We start from the raw sequence: 14,862 nt of genomic DNA on the forward strand, positions 1-14,862 counted from the left end.
GCGTATGATCACCGTGACGGTCCGCCGGTTGCCGCCCCGGCCCGTGACCGACGACTTGAGCGTGGCGCCGGTCTCGCCCTACGGCAGCCGGAACAGCCTCGGCGCGCGGTGACCCGCAGCCGATAGCCTGCGCCGATATGGGCGATATGGAAGACGACGTCCGGCGGTGGTTGCGGCGTGCCGGCACGGAGGACCCCGATGCCCGGCGGTGGTTGCTGCACGTCGACGAAGCCCGCCACTCCTGGGGTGTCCTGCCCCCCTGCCCGGATCCGGGAGACGACACGTGGCGGGTCCTGTGGTCGGCCGGCCTGCTGGGGCACGAGCAGTTCCGCCCTTCCTGGGACAACCAGCAGGACGGGGCGATCAGCGTGGCCGTGAGCGGGAACCTGGCCGTCACCGGTGGCGACAGCGGCGTCCTGCGCGTGTGGGACCTGCGTACGGCACGGCTGCTGCGTGAGATCCGGATCGGGTACGAACGGCTGAACGCCGTGGCGATCGCCGGCACGCTGGCTCTCGTCTCGGACCACGTCTGGAGGGTCCTGGCGTGGGATGTGACCGGTGCCGGCGGGCCGCGCGCGCTGGACGGCCACAAGGTCGGCGAGGCCCGGGCACTCGCCGTGGTCGGGGCCGGATCGCGATCGCTGGCCCTGGCCGCCTGCGGATCCGACCTCAGGGTCCGTGACGTGCGCACCGGAAAGGCCCTGCACGGCGTGCTGTTCCGCGGGCACGCGGGCCGGATCAACGCCGTGGCCACGATCGGGCTGCGCGGGCGCGCCATGGCGGTCACCTGCGGTGACGACGGGACGGTGCAGATGTGCGACCCCCGCACCGGCGAGCGCCACGGCGATCCCCTGACCGGTCACGACGGGCCGGTGCTCGGGGTGGCCACCGCCCGTCTCGGCGGGCGCCCCGTCGCCGTCTCCTGCGGGCAGGACGGCACGCTGCGGATCTGGGACCTGCTCACCGGCGAGCAGTACGGCCGGACCGTCGCCGTCCGGGCGGCCTCGGTGGCGACCGCCGTACTCGACGGCAGGCCGGTCGCGGTGACCGGCGGCGCCCGGACCCGGGTGTGGGACCTGCGCACGGGACGGGAGCGGGGCAGGCCGCTCGGCGAGGCCGGCGCGGGCGTCGCCGCCAGCGGCCACACGGCTGTGACCTGCGGTTCCGACGGGGTCGCCCGCCTCTGGGATCTGCGTACACGGCGGAGCACGCCTCTGGTGGCCGCCTCCCGGGTGGGCGCCGTCGCCCTCGGCGACTTCGGCGGATGGCCGGTGGTGGTCCACGCCTACGAGGAGGCACGCTGGCTGTCGGTCGCCGACCTCGGCGACGGCGGCCGGCACGGCCACGAGGGAGGCCGCTGGACCCGTGATCCGGCCGGGGGCGATGAGCGCCGTTCCCGCGGACAGCGCCGGGATTACGACATACCCGGCCGCATCGACGCCCTGGCGACCGCGACGGTCGGCGGCCGCTGCGTTCTCCTCGTCGCCAGTGGCGGCGACGGCCTGGTCCGGCGGTGGGATCTGGAGAGCGGAGAGCGCGACGGGGAACCGCTGGCCGTCCACACCGGCGTCGTGCACGCGATCGCCACGGCGGGGCCGATCGCCGTCATCGGAGGCGAGGACGGCGTGGTCGGCATCTGGGACCTGCGCACGGGCAGCTCCCGGGCCCTGCCGACCCCCGCCGCGGTCAACGCGATCGCCGTCACCGGCCGCACCGTGCTGACCGGCGGCGCCGGCGAGGTGACCCACCTGTGGGACCTGCGCACCGGAGAGCCGCGGGGGAGCCTTCCCACCGGTCAGGTCCACGCGATCGCGGCCGAGGGCGACCGCGTCCTGGTCGGGGGAGCCGGCCTGACCCTGTGGAATCTGCGCGGCGACCGCCTTCCCGGGGACCGGCGTGGCGACCGTCTCACGAGGAGCCCGCGTGACGACCGCCTGCCGGGACTCCGGGGTCGTCCCGGACCGTCCGGCGGCCGCTCCGGCGGCCGCTCCGGTGGCCGGTCCGCCTCCGCCGTATCCCTCGGCGGGCACCCGGACGGCGTCACGGCGGTGGCCGTCCGCGGGCACCGGGCGGTCTCCTCGGGCTGGGACCGTACCCTCAGGACCTGGGACCTGCGCACCGGCGAGCAGACCGGCCCGCCGGCGCACTTCCCCTGGCCGGTCTCCGCCCTGGCCTGGCACCCGGGCGGACGGCTGGTGGCCGGGTTCTCATGGGAGGTCGTCGTCCTCGACGAGACGGGGCGCCGGTCGTACGGCGAGACGTCCGTGCCGTACGGCCGGGCGCACTGACCCCGCGACGGCCGTGCCGCGTCAGTGCCGGACGGGACGCGGGCGGTACGGCTCGGCCAGGAAGGAGAGCTCCTTGTCGGTCAGCTCCAGATCCACCGCGGCCACGGCGTCGTCGACGTGCCGTTCCTTGGTCGCGCCCACGATCGGGGCCGTGACACCCGGCCGGCGGAGCAGCCACGACAGCGCCACCTGCGCCGCGGGCACCTCGCGCTCGCGGGCCACCTGGGCGACCCGGTCGAGGATCTGCCGGTCGTTGCCGGGGTCGGTGTAGAGCTCCCCGATGCGCGGGTCGTTCCCGGCGCGCACGCTCTCCTCCTCCGACCCGGCCCGGGCGAGCAGCCCCCGCGCCAGCGGGCTCCACGGCAGGAGTCCCACCCCCTGGTCGGCGCAGAGCGGGTTCATCTCCCGCTCCTCCTCGCGGTAGAGGAGGTTGTAGTGATTCTGCATCGATACGAATGTGGTCCAGCCGTGGAGCTCGGCGGTGTGCTGGGCCTTGGCGAACTGCCAGGCGGCCATGCTGGAGGCGCCGATGTAGCGGGCCTTGCCGGCCTGCACGACCTCGTGCAGGGCGCCCATGGTCTCCTCGATCGGGGTCTCGTCGTCCCAGCGGTGGATCTGGTACAGATCCACGTAATCGGTGCCCAGCCGGCGCAGCGAGTCGTCGATGGCGGCGTGGATGTGCTTGCGCGACAGACCCTGGTCGTTGGGGCCCCGGCCCACCGGGAAGAACACCTTGGTGGCCAGCACATAGTCCTCACGGCGGGCGAACAGCCGCGCCAGCAGCCGCCCGGTGACCTCCTCGCTGGTGCCGAAGGAGTACACGTCGGCGGTGTCGAAGAAGGTCACCCCCGCCTCCACCGCCCGGCGCACGATCGGTTCGGAGGCCTCCTCGTCCAGCACCCACTGGTTCCACTTGGCCGGGTCGCCGTAGCTCATCATGCCCAAACACACCCGGGAGACCTTCATCCCGGTCGAGCCCAGCCGCACGTACTCCATCGCGAACCCTCCTGATCTTGATGACCGCCCCCAGCCTACGACCGCGACCTCATCCGGCGCCCACCGGCTGTGCCCGTCGCGGCGGGTTGCGGCTCCCGGCCGTCAGGCGGCGTGTCCCAGCAGCAGGGCGGCGATCACCGGGCCCATGTACAGCAGGGGGAAGACGACGGTCGAGTACGAGCGTGCCCGCAGGACGGTGACGACGGCTCCGGTGAAGTACAGGACCAGGCAGATCCCGGCCAGGACGCCGATGACCGGTACGAACAGGCCGACGAGCAGGCCTGCGGCTCCCGCGGCCTTGGCGGCGCCGAGCCAGGGCCACCACGAGCGGGGGACGCCGTAGTCCGTCAGCGGCTTGACGACCCACTCGGCGCGGCGCAGGAGGGAGAAGGCCGAGAAGCCCACCCAGAGGGCGGCCAGGACGGTGACGACGGTGGCGGTGGTGGACATGAGGTGCTCCCTGACTGGTGTTTTTCTGTCACACCGATCCTGGAAGCCCCGGTTGATAACTCCGCGATGCGTTCACGATGCGTTCCAGCGGAGGGGTGCGGCCGCCGTGCTCGCTCCCGGCCTGGGCACGAGCGGGGCCGTGCCTGCCGGTGGGCGGGCCCGGAACCTCTCGCCTACCAGTCGATCACAGGTCGTTTTCAAGCACCGACGGCCACAGTGAGGGCGTGAGCCGTACGCGCAAGACCACGATTCCGCGCTCTCCCCTGGCGATGACCGGTCGGACGAAGAGGACCCCGGTCTACTGGGTGGAACCGGCACCAGCCAGGCCACCGGAGTCTTCGGGCGCCAAGAGGAGCATCCGGGGGACGGTGGGAGGGATCATCTACGGGACCTTCCTGATGGCTCTGTTCGTCATACTGGTGGTCACGATCGTCGGAGTCGTCAGCACGGAGGTGAGGACGGCCTTCGGCCACGAGGGCACGCCCGGCGTCGCGACCGTGCTGTCGTGCGAGCCCCACACCGTGGGAAGCGGACGGTCGAGGCGCACGAACTACGACTGCGAAGCGCGTTTCGTCTTCGACGACCCCTCCAGGCCGCCGATCGTCATCGACACCGTCCCTGAGGCGGAAGTGGGTCAGGTCTTTCCGGGCGTGCTGACCGCCGAGGGGGATCGGGTGCTGCCCACCGGGGAGTTCGGCAGGTGGCGGGCGGTCCTGGTGCCGGCCGGTCTCGGGCTCGGCCTGGCGGCCACGGTGTTCTTCGGCGCGATCATGACGGGCTCCAGGAAGGCGATCATCGTGACCGGCGTGCTGATGCTGCCCTTCCTCGCCGTGGTGATCATCGCCGGCATCGCCGTCGCGTGATCCCGGATCGGCTGCCGTGCGGCGCGGCGTGGGCGGGCAGCACCCGACCGCCATGGGTGGGCTCACCCGCGCGGCCCGCACTGCCGTACCCGTACCCGTTCCCGGCTCGGGAACCTGCTCCGCTAGCAGTCGCAGATGAAGCCGTAGGTGCCCCAGTCGGCCTTGATGGTCAGCTGGTACTTGCTGCCGTAGAGGCCGTAGATCCCGGTGCGGAAGCTCTGGTTGGGCCGCACCTCGCCGGAGCCGACCCGCGCCCCGGTCTCGCGGTCCCAGACCTCCCAGCGGGCGATGTAGGTGTTGGCCTCGATGCCGATCCACACCCGGTGCAGATCGGCCCTGGCCGGGGTGTGGCCGCTGGCGCACTTGCCGCTCCACAGATCCGGCCGGCACGTGTGGTAGGTCTCGGCGGCGGCGGGCTGGGTGAACACGGCGGATGCGGTGAGGACGCAGAGGGCGACGAGGGCTGATTTCAAGGATGTACGCATCGAGTCGGTCTCCTTGATCATTTCGGGTGGGGTCAGTATGTCAGTGACGCCGATCACCCCATAAGGCCCAATTGTCGGAGGCGCGTCCCACCCCTCCGACGACCGGCGGTTCAGTCCCGCACGGCCGCCTCGATCGCCTGCTTCATCTCCGCCGAGCCGCGTTCGACGCGGATCCGGAGCTCGGCGCCGAAGGAGTGCGGCAGGACGTCGGTGGTCCAGATCAGCCGGCTCGCCCGCTCGCCCTCGGGACGGACCTCGAAGGAGGCGTGGTGGTGCCGGAGCGGCGGGCGCGCGCCCTCGACGACGGAGTAGGCCAGGCGGCGGGCGTCGTCGTCGATCGAGACGATCAGCTCGCGGACCACGTGCCCGTCGGGGAAGGTCAGGAACCGCTGGTCGCCCTCGATCCGGGTGGCTGCGACGCGGCCGGGCAGCAGGCGTTCGTGCACGGCTCCGACGTCGCGCAGCACGTCCCACGTGTGCTCGGGGGAGGCGTCGATCACGATCTCGTGGCGGATGGAGGCCATGGGCCGGGGGCTCCTCTCAAGGCGGTACAGATCGTGATCAACCTAGCCGGAGGGCCGTTCGGGGAAGGAATAGGGTGGGACCTCTTCGTGTCCGGCGCATCGCCGGGGTTCGATGTGCTCCGTCGCAGGGCGAGCGCTGGGTGATCTTTGTGGTGGAATGTTCCGCGTGGAGCGGGCGAGGCAGTTGCTGGGGGAGATGCTGGTCTACTGCTTCGCGGTGGTCCTGCTCACCGGGGGATTCCTGGCGTTCTTCTACAAGCCCAGCGGCGAGGCCGTCCTCTACGGTGGCGGCTACGAGCCGCTGCGGGGCGTCACCTTGAGCGCGGCGTACGACTCGATCCTGTACATCGGCTTCGATGTGCGCGGCGGGGCGTTCATACGGGGCCTGCACCACCACTCCTCGATCCTGCTCGGCCTGGGGACCGTCGCATGGCTCCTGCTCGGCCGGTTCCGGTACGCCTTCGCGGTGCTGGGACTGGGCGCGTTCGCGGGGATCTCCGGTTACGGGGCCGCCGACGACCTTCTGTCCGGAACCTTCCTGGGCAAGGCGCCCATCCCCCTGTGGTACGGCCTGCACCTGCTGGTGGCCGTGGCGGTGGGCGCCGTGCTGGTGGTCTCCTCCCGGCGGGAGGCGGCCCGGCAGCCCAGGACGGTCCCGTTCGTGGTGCTGAGCATCGGTCTCACCCTTCTGGCGGTCTTCGGGCTCTGAGGCGTCACCGGTTCCGGCGATCGGCCGGCGGCCCGCCGTACCGGATAACCCGGTGATCAAACGGCCGGGGACTGGCAGACTTCGGGGGACTTTTTGTGTTCTGCCGGTGATGCGAAGAACGTCCTCCGGGGGAGAGCCGATGGTGCGGCGCGTGGGTTTGCTGGGGCTGGTGTCGGCCGTTCTGGTCGGGGCCGCCGGGTGCGGGAGCGGTGCGGAGGCGCGGGCGCAGGTGCTGGAGGCCGCGGGGGTACGGCAGAGTGTCGTGTGCACGGGGACGGGGAGCCCGGCGGTCGTGATGGTGCACGGCATCGGGGACCGGGCGAGCTCGGGCGACCTCGTCCCGGCGCAGGAACTGCTGTCGCAGACCCATCGCACCTGCCGGTACGACCGGCCCGGGACCGGGCAGAGCCCGCCTCCGCCGCGGGCCGGGCGGACGGGCGACGACCTGGTCGCGGAACTGTCCGCGGTGGCGGATCTGGCCGATCCGTCGGCCCCCGTCATCGTCGTGGCGCACTCCTTCGGCAGCTATCCGGCGCTGCTGATGGCCGACAGGCATCCGGACCGGGTGGCGGGCCTGGTGCTCGCCGACACCGTGGATCCGGGGTTCGGCCTGCTGGCCGCGCTGGGCGCCGGCAGCTGGAAGGAGGCGCGGCAGGGTCGCGAGGGCCTGGACCTGGAGGCGGTGGAGCGCCAGGTCGGTCGGGTCGGCTCGCTGGAGCGGCTTCCCCTGGTGGTGGTCAGGCGCGGAGAAGGCGTGAGCCAGGCCTGGCTGGCCGCGCAGCAGGCGCTGGCGGGCAGGTCCTCGCACAGCAAGCTGCTGGTGGCCGAGGACAGCGGTCACGAGGTGCCCTCCGACGCGCCCGAGAAGGTCCGCGAGGGGGTGGAGGCCCTGGCCGGCCTCGGCGGATGACGCGCCCCGAGCGGAGGGCGGCCGGGCCGGAGAGGACGGCGGGGCCGGAGCGGGCCACGGGGCCCGGATAGGTTGGGAGGACGCTCCGCCAGGTGTGGGTATGTGGTCGTGAGCGAGTCCATCGGATGACCGGTGCCGGCCGCGGCGTCGACGACGGCGCGGTGCCGGTCCACCCGGCCGGGCGCGAAGAGCGGAGGAGGGGGCATGACCGTCATCGCCGTCACCGGTGCCACCGGCAGGCTCGGGGGGAGGATCGCCCGGCTGCTGTCCGGGGCCGGTCTCGCGCAGCGGCTCGTCGTACGCGATCCGGCGCGGGCCCCGCGGCTGGAGGGGGCCACCGTGGTCACGGCCGAGTACGGCGACGCCGGGGCGGCGCGCCGGGCGCTGGAAGGCGCGGGCACCGTGCTCATGGTCTCGGCCTCGGAGACGCCCGACCGGGTGGAGCGGCACCGGGCCTTCGTCGACGCCGCGGCCGCCGCCGGGGCCGGGCATCTGGTCTACGTCTCCTTCTACGGCGCGAGCCCGGCGGCCACCTTCACCCTGGCCCGCGACCACTGGGCCACCGAGCAGCACATCCGCGGCAGCGGGCTGCCGTTCACGTTCCTGCGCGACAACCTGTACGCCGACTTCCTGCCCTTCATGGTCGGCGAGGACGGCGTGATCCGCGGTCCGGCGGGGCAGGGGCGCGTCGCCGTCGTCGCGCAGGACGACATCGCCGAGGTGGCCGCCGCCGTCCTGCGTGATCCGGCCGGGCACGCGGGCGGGACCTACGACCTGACCGGGCCGCAGGCTCTCGGTTTCACCGAGATCGCCGAGATCATCAGCTCGGTCACGGGCAGGAAGGTGACCTACCATCCCGAGACGCTGGAGGAGGCCTACGCCTCCCGCGCCTCCTACGGCGCCCCGGACTGGCAGGTGGACGCCTGGGTGTCGACCTACACCGCCGTCGCGGCCGGGGAATTGGCGGGGGTCGGCTCCGCCGTACCGGACATCACCGGCCGCCCCGCGACCTCCCTGGCCGACCTGCTCCGCCGTACGTCGTGATTCCCCCGGCCGACCTGCTCCGGCGAACATCGCGATCTCCGTGACCGGAGCCGGACCGTGGCGGACAATTCGGTTCATGAGTTCATCGCGGCACGACCACGCCCTGCCTCCGGCCCGCGTCGAGGAGGTCTCCGACGGCGTGTACGCCTACATCCAGCCCGACGGAAGCTGGTGGATCAACAACACCGGCTTCCTCGCCGGGCGGCGCGGTGTGATCAGCATCGACTCCTGCGCCACCGAGCGGCGCACCCTGGCCTACCGCGAGGCGATCGGGTCGGTCACCGACCGGCCGGTCACCACGCTGGTCAACACCCATCACCACGGTGACCACACCTTCGGCAACTTCGCCTTCCCCGAGGCGACCATCGTGGGGCACGAGAAGACCCGCGAGCGGGTCATCGAGGAGGGGGTCTCGGAATACCTCACCGTGGCCTGGACGCCCGTCGAATGGGGGAACCTCAGGACGGATCCGCCCTTCCTCACCTACACCGACGGGGTCACGCTCTACTCCGACGAGCTGCGCTGCGAGGTCCGGCACGTGGGCGTCGCCGCGCACACCACCAACGACTCGATCGTGTGGATCCCGGAGCGCAGGGTGCTGTTCTCCGGTGACCTGGTCTTCAACGAGAGCACGCCGTTCGTCCTGATGGGCTCGGTGCGGGGCGCGCTGCGGGTGCTCGACGACCTGGAGGCGCTGGACCCCCGGACGATCGTGCCGGGGCACGGCGGGGTCTGCGGGCCGGGCGCCATCGACCAGGTCCGCGGCTATCTGCGGTTCGTGCTGGAGACCGCCGAGCGCGGCCGCAAGGCCGGTCTCTCGCCGCTGGAGACGGCGCGCGAGACCGACCTGGGGGAGTACGGCGAGATGCGCGACCCCGAGCGCATCGTCGGCAACCTGCACCGGGCCTACGCCGACCTCGACGGCCGGGCTCCCGGAGAGCCGATCGACGTGGTTACCGCGGTCCTGGAGATGATCGAGTTCAACGGCGGCAAGCCGCTGACCTGCCTGGCCTGAGGCACACGGCCCGGCGGGCGCCGGTCAGGCGCCCGCCGGGCGCGCCCGGTCACGGGGCGAGGTGACGCGACCACCACTCCAGGACCGCCTCGAAGCGCTGCAGGCGGTGCCTGGGCCGTCCGCTGCGGGTGAGCTCGTGGCCCTCCCCGGGGAACAGCAGGAACTCGGCCGGGACGCCGTTCTTGCGCAGGGCGACGAACATGCGCTGGGCCTGCTCGACCGGGCAGCGCCAGTCCTCCTCCGAGTGCACCACCGCGAACGGCAGGGTGATCCGGTCGGCGTGGTAGAGCGGGCTCATCGCCCGCTGGGCCTCGGCGCCCGGACCGCAGTAGGCCTCGGCGAAGTACCAGCCGATGTCGGAGGAGCCGACGAAGGAGTCCCAGGCGTTGACCGCGCGCTCGCTCCAGGCGGCCTTGAAGCGCGACCCGTGGTGGGCCGACAGCCAGCTGGTCATGAACCCGCCGTAGGAGCCGCCCATGACGCCCACCCGCTCCGGGTCGCACTCGGGCTCGGCCAGCGCCGTGTCCAGCAGCGCGAGCACGTCGTCGGCGTCCACGGTGCCGAGCGCGCCCACCACGGCCTGGCCGTGCGCCTGGCCGTACCCGGCCGAGCCGCGCGGGTTGGGCAGGACCACCGCGTACCCGGCGGCGGTGTAGACCTGGGTCTCGTCGAGGAAGCCCCACCCGTGGTGGTGGAACGGTCCGCCGTGGACGTTGAGCAGGACGGGGTGGGGTCCCTCGCCCTCGGGTACGGCCAGCCAGCCGTGCACCGGGTAGCCGTCGCGGGAGACGCCGTTGATCTCCCGCAGCGGGCGGGTCCCGGCCAGCGGGCCGCAGAAGTCGGCCAGCACCCGGCCCCACGGCGCGGCGTCCGGGCCCGGGTCCTCGCCGGCCGGGACGGCCTCGACGACCTGGCCGGGGTGCTCGGGGGTGGAGAGCGTCGCGACGGTGCGCCCGGCGCCGGCGGCGAACGCCTTGACGTTGGCCCGCTCGCCGAGCACGACGGGCAGTTTCTCCAGGGGCGCGTGCAGCGAGCCGGAGCGCACCAGGCGCACCTCGATCGCGCCGCGCGTGCGCACCGCCACCAGGATCCCGTCCTCGACGGGCACGGGCGTCAGCGCCTCGCAGTCGACCGACTCCTCCTCGGTCAGCCGCGTCCCGGTCGCGGGCTCACCGCCGATCCGCAGGGGCGCGCGGTATAGGCCGGTGTTGCGGGCCACGCTGTGGACGCCGGTGAACTCCGTGCCGAGGTAGAGCACCTCACCGCCGGGCAGCGCGACCGGGCAGGAGGCGGAGCCGGCGCTGCGGACCACCGGGACGGGGTCTCCGCCGATCGCCGGGACCGCGTACAGGTCGCTGTGCAGGCTGTCGGGATCGAGGTCGCGCGGGGCGGAGACCAGCACGTGCTCCTCGTGCCAGAAGGGGTCCTCGACGCCGCAGCGCCCGTCGGTCAGCCGTACCGGCTGGGGGATGTCGGCCAGCACGTTGATCACGTACAGGACCGCCGGCCGGTCCTGGGTGAAGCCGATGTTGTCATAGCGGTAGCGGAAGCGGGTGATCCGGCGCGGCGCCTCGGCCGCGGCCCGCACTCCCTCCTCGGTGCCGTAGCGGCCGGGTTCGGGGCACCGGGCCACGAAGGCGATGCGCCGGGAGTCGGGAGCCCACGCCGGGGCGCCCGCCCCGAGCGGCAGGTCGGTGACCGCGCGGGCCTCGCCCCCGCCGGTCGGCATCACGTGCAGTTGCGGCCGGCCGCCCGCGCTCGCCCGCAGGAAGGCCACCCAGGCGCCGTCGGGGGAGATCCGCGGCTCGGTGTCGTGGTCGCCGTGGGTGAAGCGCACGGGCGGGCCGTCGTGCGGGATCCGCCACAGGCCGCCACGGTAGGAGTCGGTTTCCAGGTCGGGGTGTGAGACGTCGGTCAGGAGAAGGTCGCCGTGCAGGGCGACGGTGCCGGGGACGTGCAGTAGAGCGAGGTCTTCTGGGCGCATGACCTGGGACGCTACCACTGGGGGACGAACCGGTCACTGGTTGTCGAACGCCATATTTCACATCCCCCTGCGGAGGGTCTTACCCCTCCGTGACGGTCATCTGAAGAGTGGTGGGTCGGGGCTTGGGGCTGCGCATATCGGATGCCGGGTAACGGTTGAGCGATCAGTGAAGTCATGACACGTTGGGAGAAAAGCCGGTGAATGGACATTCCGTGGTCTCTGCCAAAAGAGTGATTTCCCGCGTTGTGTACGGCTCCCGCTACGATCGCGTGCCCTGGGGGCAGCGGATCTACGTCCGCCCGGGCGAGCGCCTCGCCCGCGAGATGCAGTGGCGCATGAGACTGCGCCGGACCCGGGTCATCACCCTGGAGGAATTTCAGAAGCAGATGGAGCTGGGGGAGATCGAGGAGTTCATCACCTGTCACCTGTGCGGTGACACCCGCCAGCAGCCGCTGTTCCGGCCCACCGGGGGCAAGGGCAAGAAGATCAGCTGGAGCTACCGGGTGGTGCGCTGCCCGGCGTGCGGCTTCCTGTACCGCAACCCGAACATCCGGCCCGAGCGCCTGGGCGACCTGTACGCCAAGAACTACAGCGGCTTCCTGACCGGGAACTACGCGGCCGGCCGCCAGCGCCGCTACCGGCTGACCATGGACGCCTTCAGCCCGGTCTTCGACCAGGGGCACGACGGCGACGGGGACCGCCGGCTGCTGGACTTCGGGTGCGGGTCGGGGCTGTTCCTGGAACTGGCCGAGCAGCGGGGGTTCGACGCGGTCGGCATCGACCTGTCGCCCGACTCGGTGGCCGAGGCCAACCGGCGGCTCACCCGGGCCCGGGCCTACTACGGCGTCCCCGAGGACGTGCCGGAGATCGCCGGGGGCGGCTTCGACGTGATCACCCTCTGGTCGGTGCTGGCCCACCTGCCCCGGCCGATCCAGGACTTCCGCACCTTCCGCGGCCTGCTGGGACCGGGCGGGGTGCTGCTGATCCTGACGGTCAACGCCGCCTCCCTGCAGCTCAAGGCCTACGGCAGCAAGTGGAACGGGTTCACCAGGAACCACCTGATGTTCTACTCGGCCGAGACGATGCCGGCGCTGCTGCGCCGTACCGGGTTCGCCGGAGTGGCCTTCGCGCCCTTCTACGGCGACACGGTGGAGGCGGGCACCACCAGGCTGCCCGAGACGATGCGGCGGCGGCTGCGCCGCAACGTCGAGCTCGCCGACGGCGGGAACATGCTGCGCGCACTGGCCTTCGCCGACGAGGAGGCGATCGAGAAGTGGGGCGGGGGCATGAAGGTCCGCCGCCTGACCGGCGTGTCCGAGCCCGTCGGCTGATCCGGGTCCGCCGGGTCTCACGCCACTGTGATCCGGCAGACCGGGACCGCCGGGTCACAGCAGCGTGAGACCGCCGTCCACCGCCAGGACCTGGCCGGTGACGTAGCCCGCCTCGGCCGACAGCAGGAAGGTGACCACGCTCGCCACCTCCCAGGCGGTGCCCTGGCGGCCCATCGGGATCATCACCCGGTCCCGGTGCTCCCAGAGCTTGGCCGCGTCCCGTCCGAGGGGCGTGTCGATCAGGCCGGGGGCGACCAGGTTGGCCCTGATCCCCAGGCCCGCGCCCTCCAGCGCGACATGCTTGGCCAGCCCGACCAGTCCCGCCTTGGAGGCGTCGTAGGCCGGGATCAGGCTGCCGGGGCGCAGCCCGGCCACCGAGCCGATGAAGACGATCGACGCGCCCGCCTGGAGCAGCGGCAGCGCGCCCTTGCAGATCAGGAAGTGGCCGCGCAGGTTGACCGCGAACACCCGGTCCCAGTCGTCCGCGCCGGTCCCGGCCAGGGCGAGCCCGGCGCCGATCGCGGCGTTGAGCACGATCCCGTCCACGGCGCCCACCCGGCCGGCCAGCGCCTCGCAGGCGTCGCCGTCGGCGAGGTCCACGGCGACCACCTCGGCCCGCCCGCCCTCGCGGGTGATCCACTCGGCGGTCTCGGCGGCCGACTTGTCGTCCACGTCGGCGCAGACCACCGCGGCGCCCTGCCTCGCGGCCTCGACCGCGATCGCTCTGCCGTTGCCGGGCGGCGCGTCCGGCTCGGAGGAGGGGCGGGTCCCCGCGCCCACGACGAGCACACGTTTACCTACCAAGCGATCGTTCACAACGGTGATCGTAGTAAGTAACCTCTGGTCCGTGAATCCCCGAGTCGAGCCGCTGCCGCCCGAGCAGTGGGACCCGTTCCTCACCCGCGTGGTCGAGGGGACCGGGCCCTACCACGTCTTCACCACCCTGGCCCGCCATCCCGCCCTGTTCCAGGCGTGGATCGGCTTCGGCGCCGCGCTGCTGTACGGCACGCTGTCCGCCAGGGACCGCGAGCTGGCGATCCTGCGCACCGCGCACCACCGCGGCAGCGCCTATGAGTGGGCCCAGCACGTACGGCTGGCGCGCGAGGCGGGCCTGACCGACGCCGAGATCGAGGCCGTCCGGACGAGGGGGGAGTGGAGCCCCGCCGACCGGCTGGTCCTCGACGTCGCCGACGAGCTCCACGCGCGCGGCGACCTCGCCGACGCCACCTGGGAGGCGTTGTGCGCCCGCTACGACGAGCCCGGCCGGATCGAGCTCGTCATGCTCGTGGCCCACTACGACATGCTCGCCGTCGTCCTGAACACCCTGCGCGTGCCCCTGGAGGAGCCGGGCCCGGCCCCGTGACCCCGCCGTTCCCGCCGGTCAGGGTCAGCGCGGCGCGTCCTGCAGCATCCTGAGCATCCGCAGCGCGTCGTGGGACGGGGAGCCCGGGTCGGTGGTGTACAGCACCACCCGCTGGTCCAGGTCGGGGACGTGCAGCACCTGGCACCACACCTCGATCATGCCGATCAGCGGGTGGTGCATCTGCTTGCGCCGGTCGCGCTGGACCTCCACGTCGTGCGCCGCCCACATCCGCCCGAACTCCGGGCTGGCGGCCAGCATCTCCGTCACCAGCTCGCCGATCGACGGGTCGCCGGGATAGCGCGCGGCGGCGGCGCGCAGGTCGGCGACCGCGACCCGGGCGAAGCCGCCCCGCGCCGGCTCGCACAATCCCATGCGCAGGTCGGAGGAGCCGAAGATCCCGCGGATCATGTTGAGGTCCTGCGGGGCGGCGTCGTCCAGGCTGTGCAGCATGCCCGCCAGCCGGTTCCAGGCGAGGACGTCGTACTTGGCGTCGAGCACGTAGGCGGGCGTGTCCCCCAGCGACTGCAGCAGGTTCAGCACCCCCGCCGGCACCTCCCGGGACGGTCCGCCGCCGGGCGCCGGGGCCTCCCCGGCCAGGTGGAACAGGTGCGCGCGCTCGTCGCCGGTCAGCATCAGCGCGCGGGCCAGCGCGCCCAGCACCTGACGGGACGGGCGGGGACCGCGGGCCTGCTCCAGCCGGATGTAGTAGTCGATCGACATGCCCGCGAGCTGGGCCACCTCCTGGCGGCGCAGACCCGGGGTGCGCCGGGGCCCGGCCTCGGGCAGCCCGGCCTCGCGCGGGGTCAGGCGGGCGCGGCGGTTGCGGAGGAACTCGGCGAGCTCGCTGCGGTTCATGCCTCCAGCATGGCCGCTCGCGGGCCGCCGTGGGTGGTACCGCCG

Annotated in this window: 15 protein-coding genes; 8 read left to right on the forward strand and 7 right to left on the reverse strand. The window is 72.8% G+C overall.

Annotated features, from left to right (window positions below):
• Window positions 1-137: 137 nt before the first annotated feature.
• Window positions 138-2,288 (forward strand): WD40 repeat domain-containing protein, encoded by a 2,151-nt coding sequence (locus tag Pta02_RS06840; protein ID WP_203873841.1) that lies wholly within the window; start codon window positions 138-140, stop codon window positions 2,286-2,288.
• A 21-nt stretch (window positions 2,289-2,309) separates the two neighbouring features.
• Here Pta02_RS06840 and Pta02_RS06845 read toward each other — a convergent pair whose 3' ends face one another.
• Together Pta02_RS06845 and Pta02_RS06850 are read right to left on the reverse strand one after the other, a co-directional pair.
• Window positions 2,310-3,284 (reverse strand): aldo/keto reductase, encoded by a 975-nt coding sequence (locus tag Pta02_RS06845; RefSeq protein WP_203873842.1) that lies wholly within the window; start codon window positions 3,282-3,284, stop codon window positions 2,310-2,312.
• 102 nt (window positions 3,285-3,386) lie between these two features.
• Entirely contained in the window at window positions 3,387-3,734 is a 348-nt protein-coding gene (locus Pta02_RS06850) for a DoxX family protein (protein WP_203873843.1), read from the reverse strand.
• Window positions 3,735-4,102: 368 nt separating this feature from the next.
• Between Pta02_RS06850 and Pta02_RS06855 the strand changes: the two genes are divergently transcribed.
• Window positions 4,103-4,597 carry a hypothetical protein gene (locus Pta02_RS06855; protein ID WP_203873844.1) on the forward strand — a complete coding sequence of 165 codons (495 nt, stop codon included), beginning with the start codon at window positions 4,103-4,105 and terminating at the stop codon, window positions 4,595-4,597.
• Between the two features lie 122 nt (window positions 4,598-4,719).
• Here Pta02_RS06855 and Pta02_RS06860 read toward each other — a convergent pair whose 3' ends face one another.
• Entirely contained in the window at window positions 4,720-5,082 is a 363-nt protein-coding gene (locus tag Pta02_RS06860) for a hypothetical protein (RefSeq protein ID WP_203873845.1), read from the reverse strand.
• Between the two features lie 110 nt (window positions 5,083-5,192).
• A complete protein-coding gene (locus Pta02_RS06865; RefSeq protein ID WP_203873846.1) occupies window positions 5,193-5,606 on the reverse strand; it encodes an SRPBCC family protein in 414 nt (137 codons plus the stop codon).
• Window positions 5,607-5,772: 166 nt separating this feature from the next.
• On the opposite strand from Pta02_RS06865, the gene Pta02_RS06870 reads away from it, so the two are divergent.
• From Pta02_RS06870 to Pta02_RS06885, 4 genes are all read left to right on the forward strand, one after another.
• On the forward strand, window positions 5,773-6,315 hold the full coding sequence (locus Pta02_RS06870; RefSeq protein ID WP_203873847.1) for a cytochrome b family protein: 543 nt from the start codon (window positions 5,773-5,775) through the stop codon (window positions 6,313-6,315).
• 151 nt (window positions 6,316-6,466) lie between these two features.
• On the forward strand, window positions 6,467-7,225 hold the full coding sequence (locus tag Pta02_RS06875) for an alpha/beta fold hydrolase (protein ID WP_203873848.1): 759 nt from the start codon (window positions 6,467-6,469) through the stop codon (window positions 7,223-7,225).
• Window positions 7,226-7,429: 204 nt separating this feature from the next.
• The gene (locus Pta02_RS06880) at window positions 7,430-8,269 is read left to right on the forward strand and encodes an SDR family oxidoreductase (protein WP_203873849.1); all 840 of its coding nucleotides are present in this window, start codon (window positions 7,430-7,432) and stop codon (window positions 8,267-8,269) included.
• A 76-nt stretch (window positions 8,270-8,345) separates the two neighbouring features.
• Window positions 8,346-9,284: an MBL fold metallo-hydrolase gene (locus Pta02_RS06885; RefSeq protein ID WP_203873850.1), complete on the forward strand. Its 939-nt coding sequence runs from the start codon at window positions 8,346-8,348 to the stop codon at window positions 9,282-9,284.
• A 49-nt stretch (window positions 9,285-9,333) separates the two neighbouring features.
• Here Pta02_RS06885 and Pta02_RS06890 read toward each other — a convergent pair whose 3' ends face one another.
• The gene (locus Pta02_RS06890) at window positions 9,334-11,268 is read right to left on the reverse strand and encodes a S9 family peptidase (RefSeq protein ID WP_203873851.1); all 1,935 of its coding nucleotides are present in this window, start codon (window positions 11,266-11,268) and stop codon (window positions 9,334-9,336) included.
• Between the two features lie 230 nt (window positions 11,269-11,498).
• On the opposite strand from Pta02_RS06890, the gene Pta02_RS06895 reads away from it, so the two are divergent.
• Window positions 11,499-12,599: a class I SAM-dependent methyltransferase gene (locus Pta02_RS06895; protein WP_203873852.1), complete on the forward strand. Its 1,101-nt coding sequence runs from the start codon at window positions 11,499-11,501 to the stop codon at window positions 12,597-12,599.
• A 54-nt stretch (window positions 12,600-12,653) separates the two neighbouring features.
• Here the strand turns inward: Pta02_RS06895 and Pta02_RS06900 are convergent, their stop codons facing one another.
• Window positions 12,654-13,415 (reverse strand): SDR family NAD(P)-dependent oxidoreductase, encoded by a 762-nt coding sequence (locus tag Pta02_RS06900; protein WP_203873853.1) that lies wholly within the window; start codon window positions 13,413-13,415, stop codon window positions 12,654-12,656.
• Between the two features lie 31 nt (window positions 13,416-13,446).
• Here Pta02_RS06900 and Pta02_RS06905 point away from each other — a divergent pair, with 31 nt between their 5' ends.
• Window positions 13,447-13,962 carry a carboxymuconolactone decarboxylase family protein gene (locus tag Pta02_RS06905; RefSeq protein WP_239129761.1) on the forward strand — a complete coding sequence of 172 codons (516 nt, stop codon included), beginning with the start codon at window positions 13,447-13,449 and terminating at the stop codon, window positions 13,960-13,962.
• A gap of 24 nt (window positions 13,963-13,986) precedes the next feature.
• On the opposite strand, the gene Pta02_RS06910 is transcribed toward Pta02_RS06905, so the two are convergent.
• Window positions 13,987-14,817 carry a helix-turn-helix transcriptional regulator gene (locus tag Pta02_RS06910; RefSeq protein ID WP_203873854.1) on the reverse strand — a complete coding sequence of 277 codons (831 nt, stop codon included), beginning with the start codon at window positions 14,815-14,817 and terminating at the stop codon, window positions 13,987-13,989.
• Window positions 14,818-14,862 lie beyond the last annotated feature (45 nt).

It is taken from the genome of Paraplanobispora takensis (genome assembly GCF_016863195.1).
Classification (GTDB): domain Bacteria; phylum Actinomycetota; class Actinomycetes; order Streptosporangiales; family Streptosporangiaceae; genus Planobispora; species Planobispora takensis.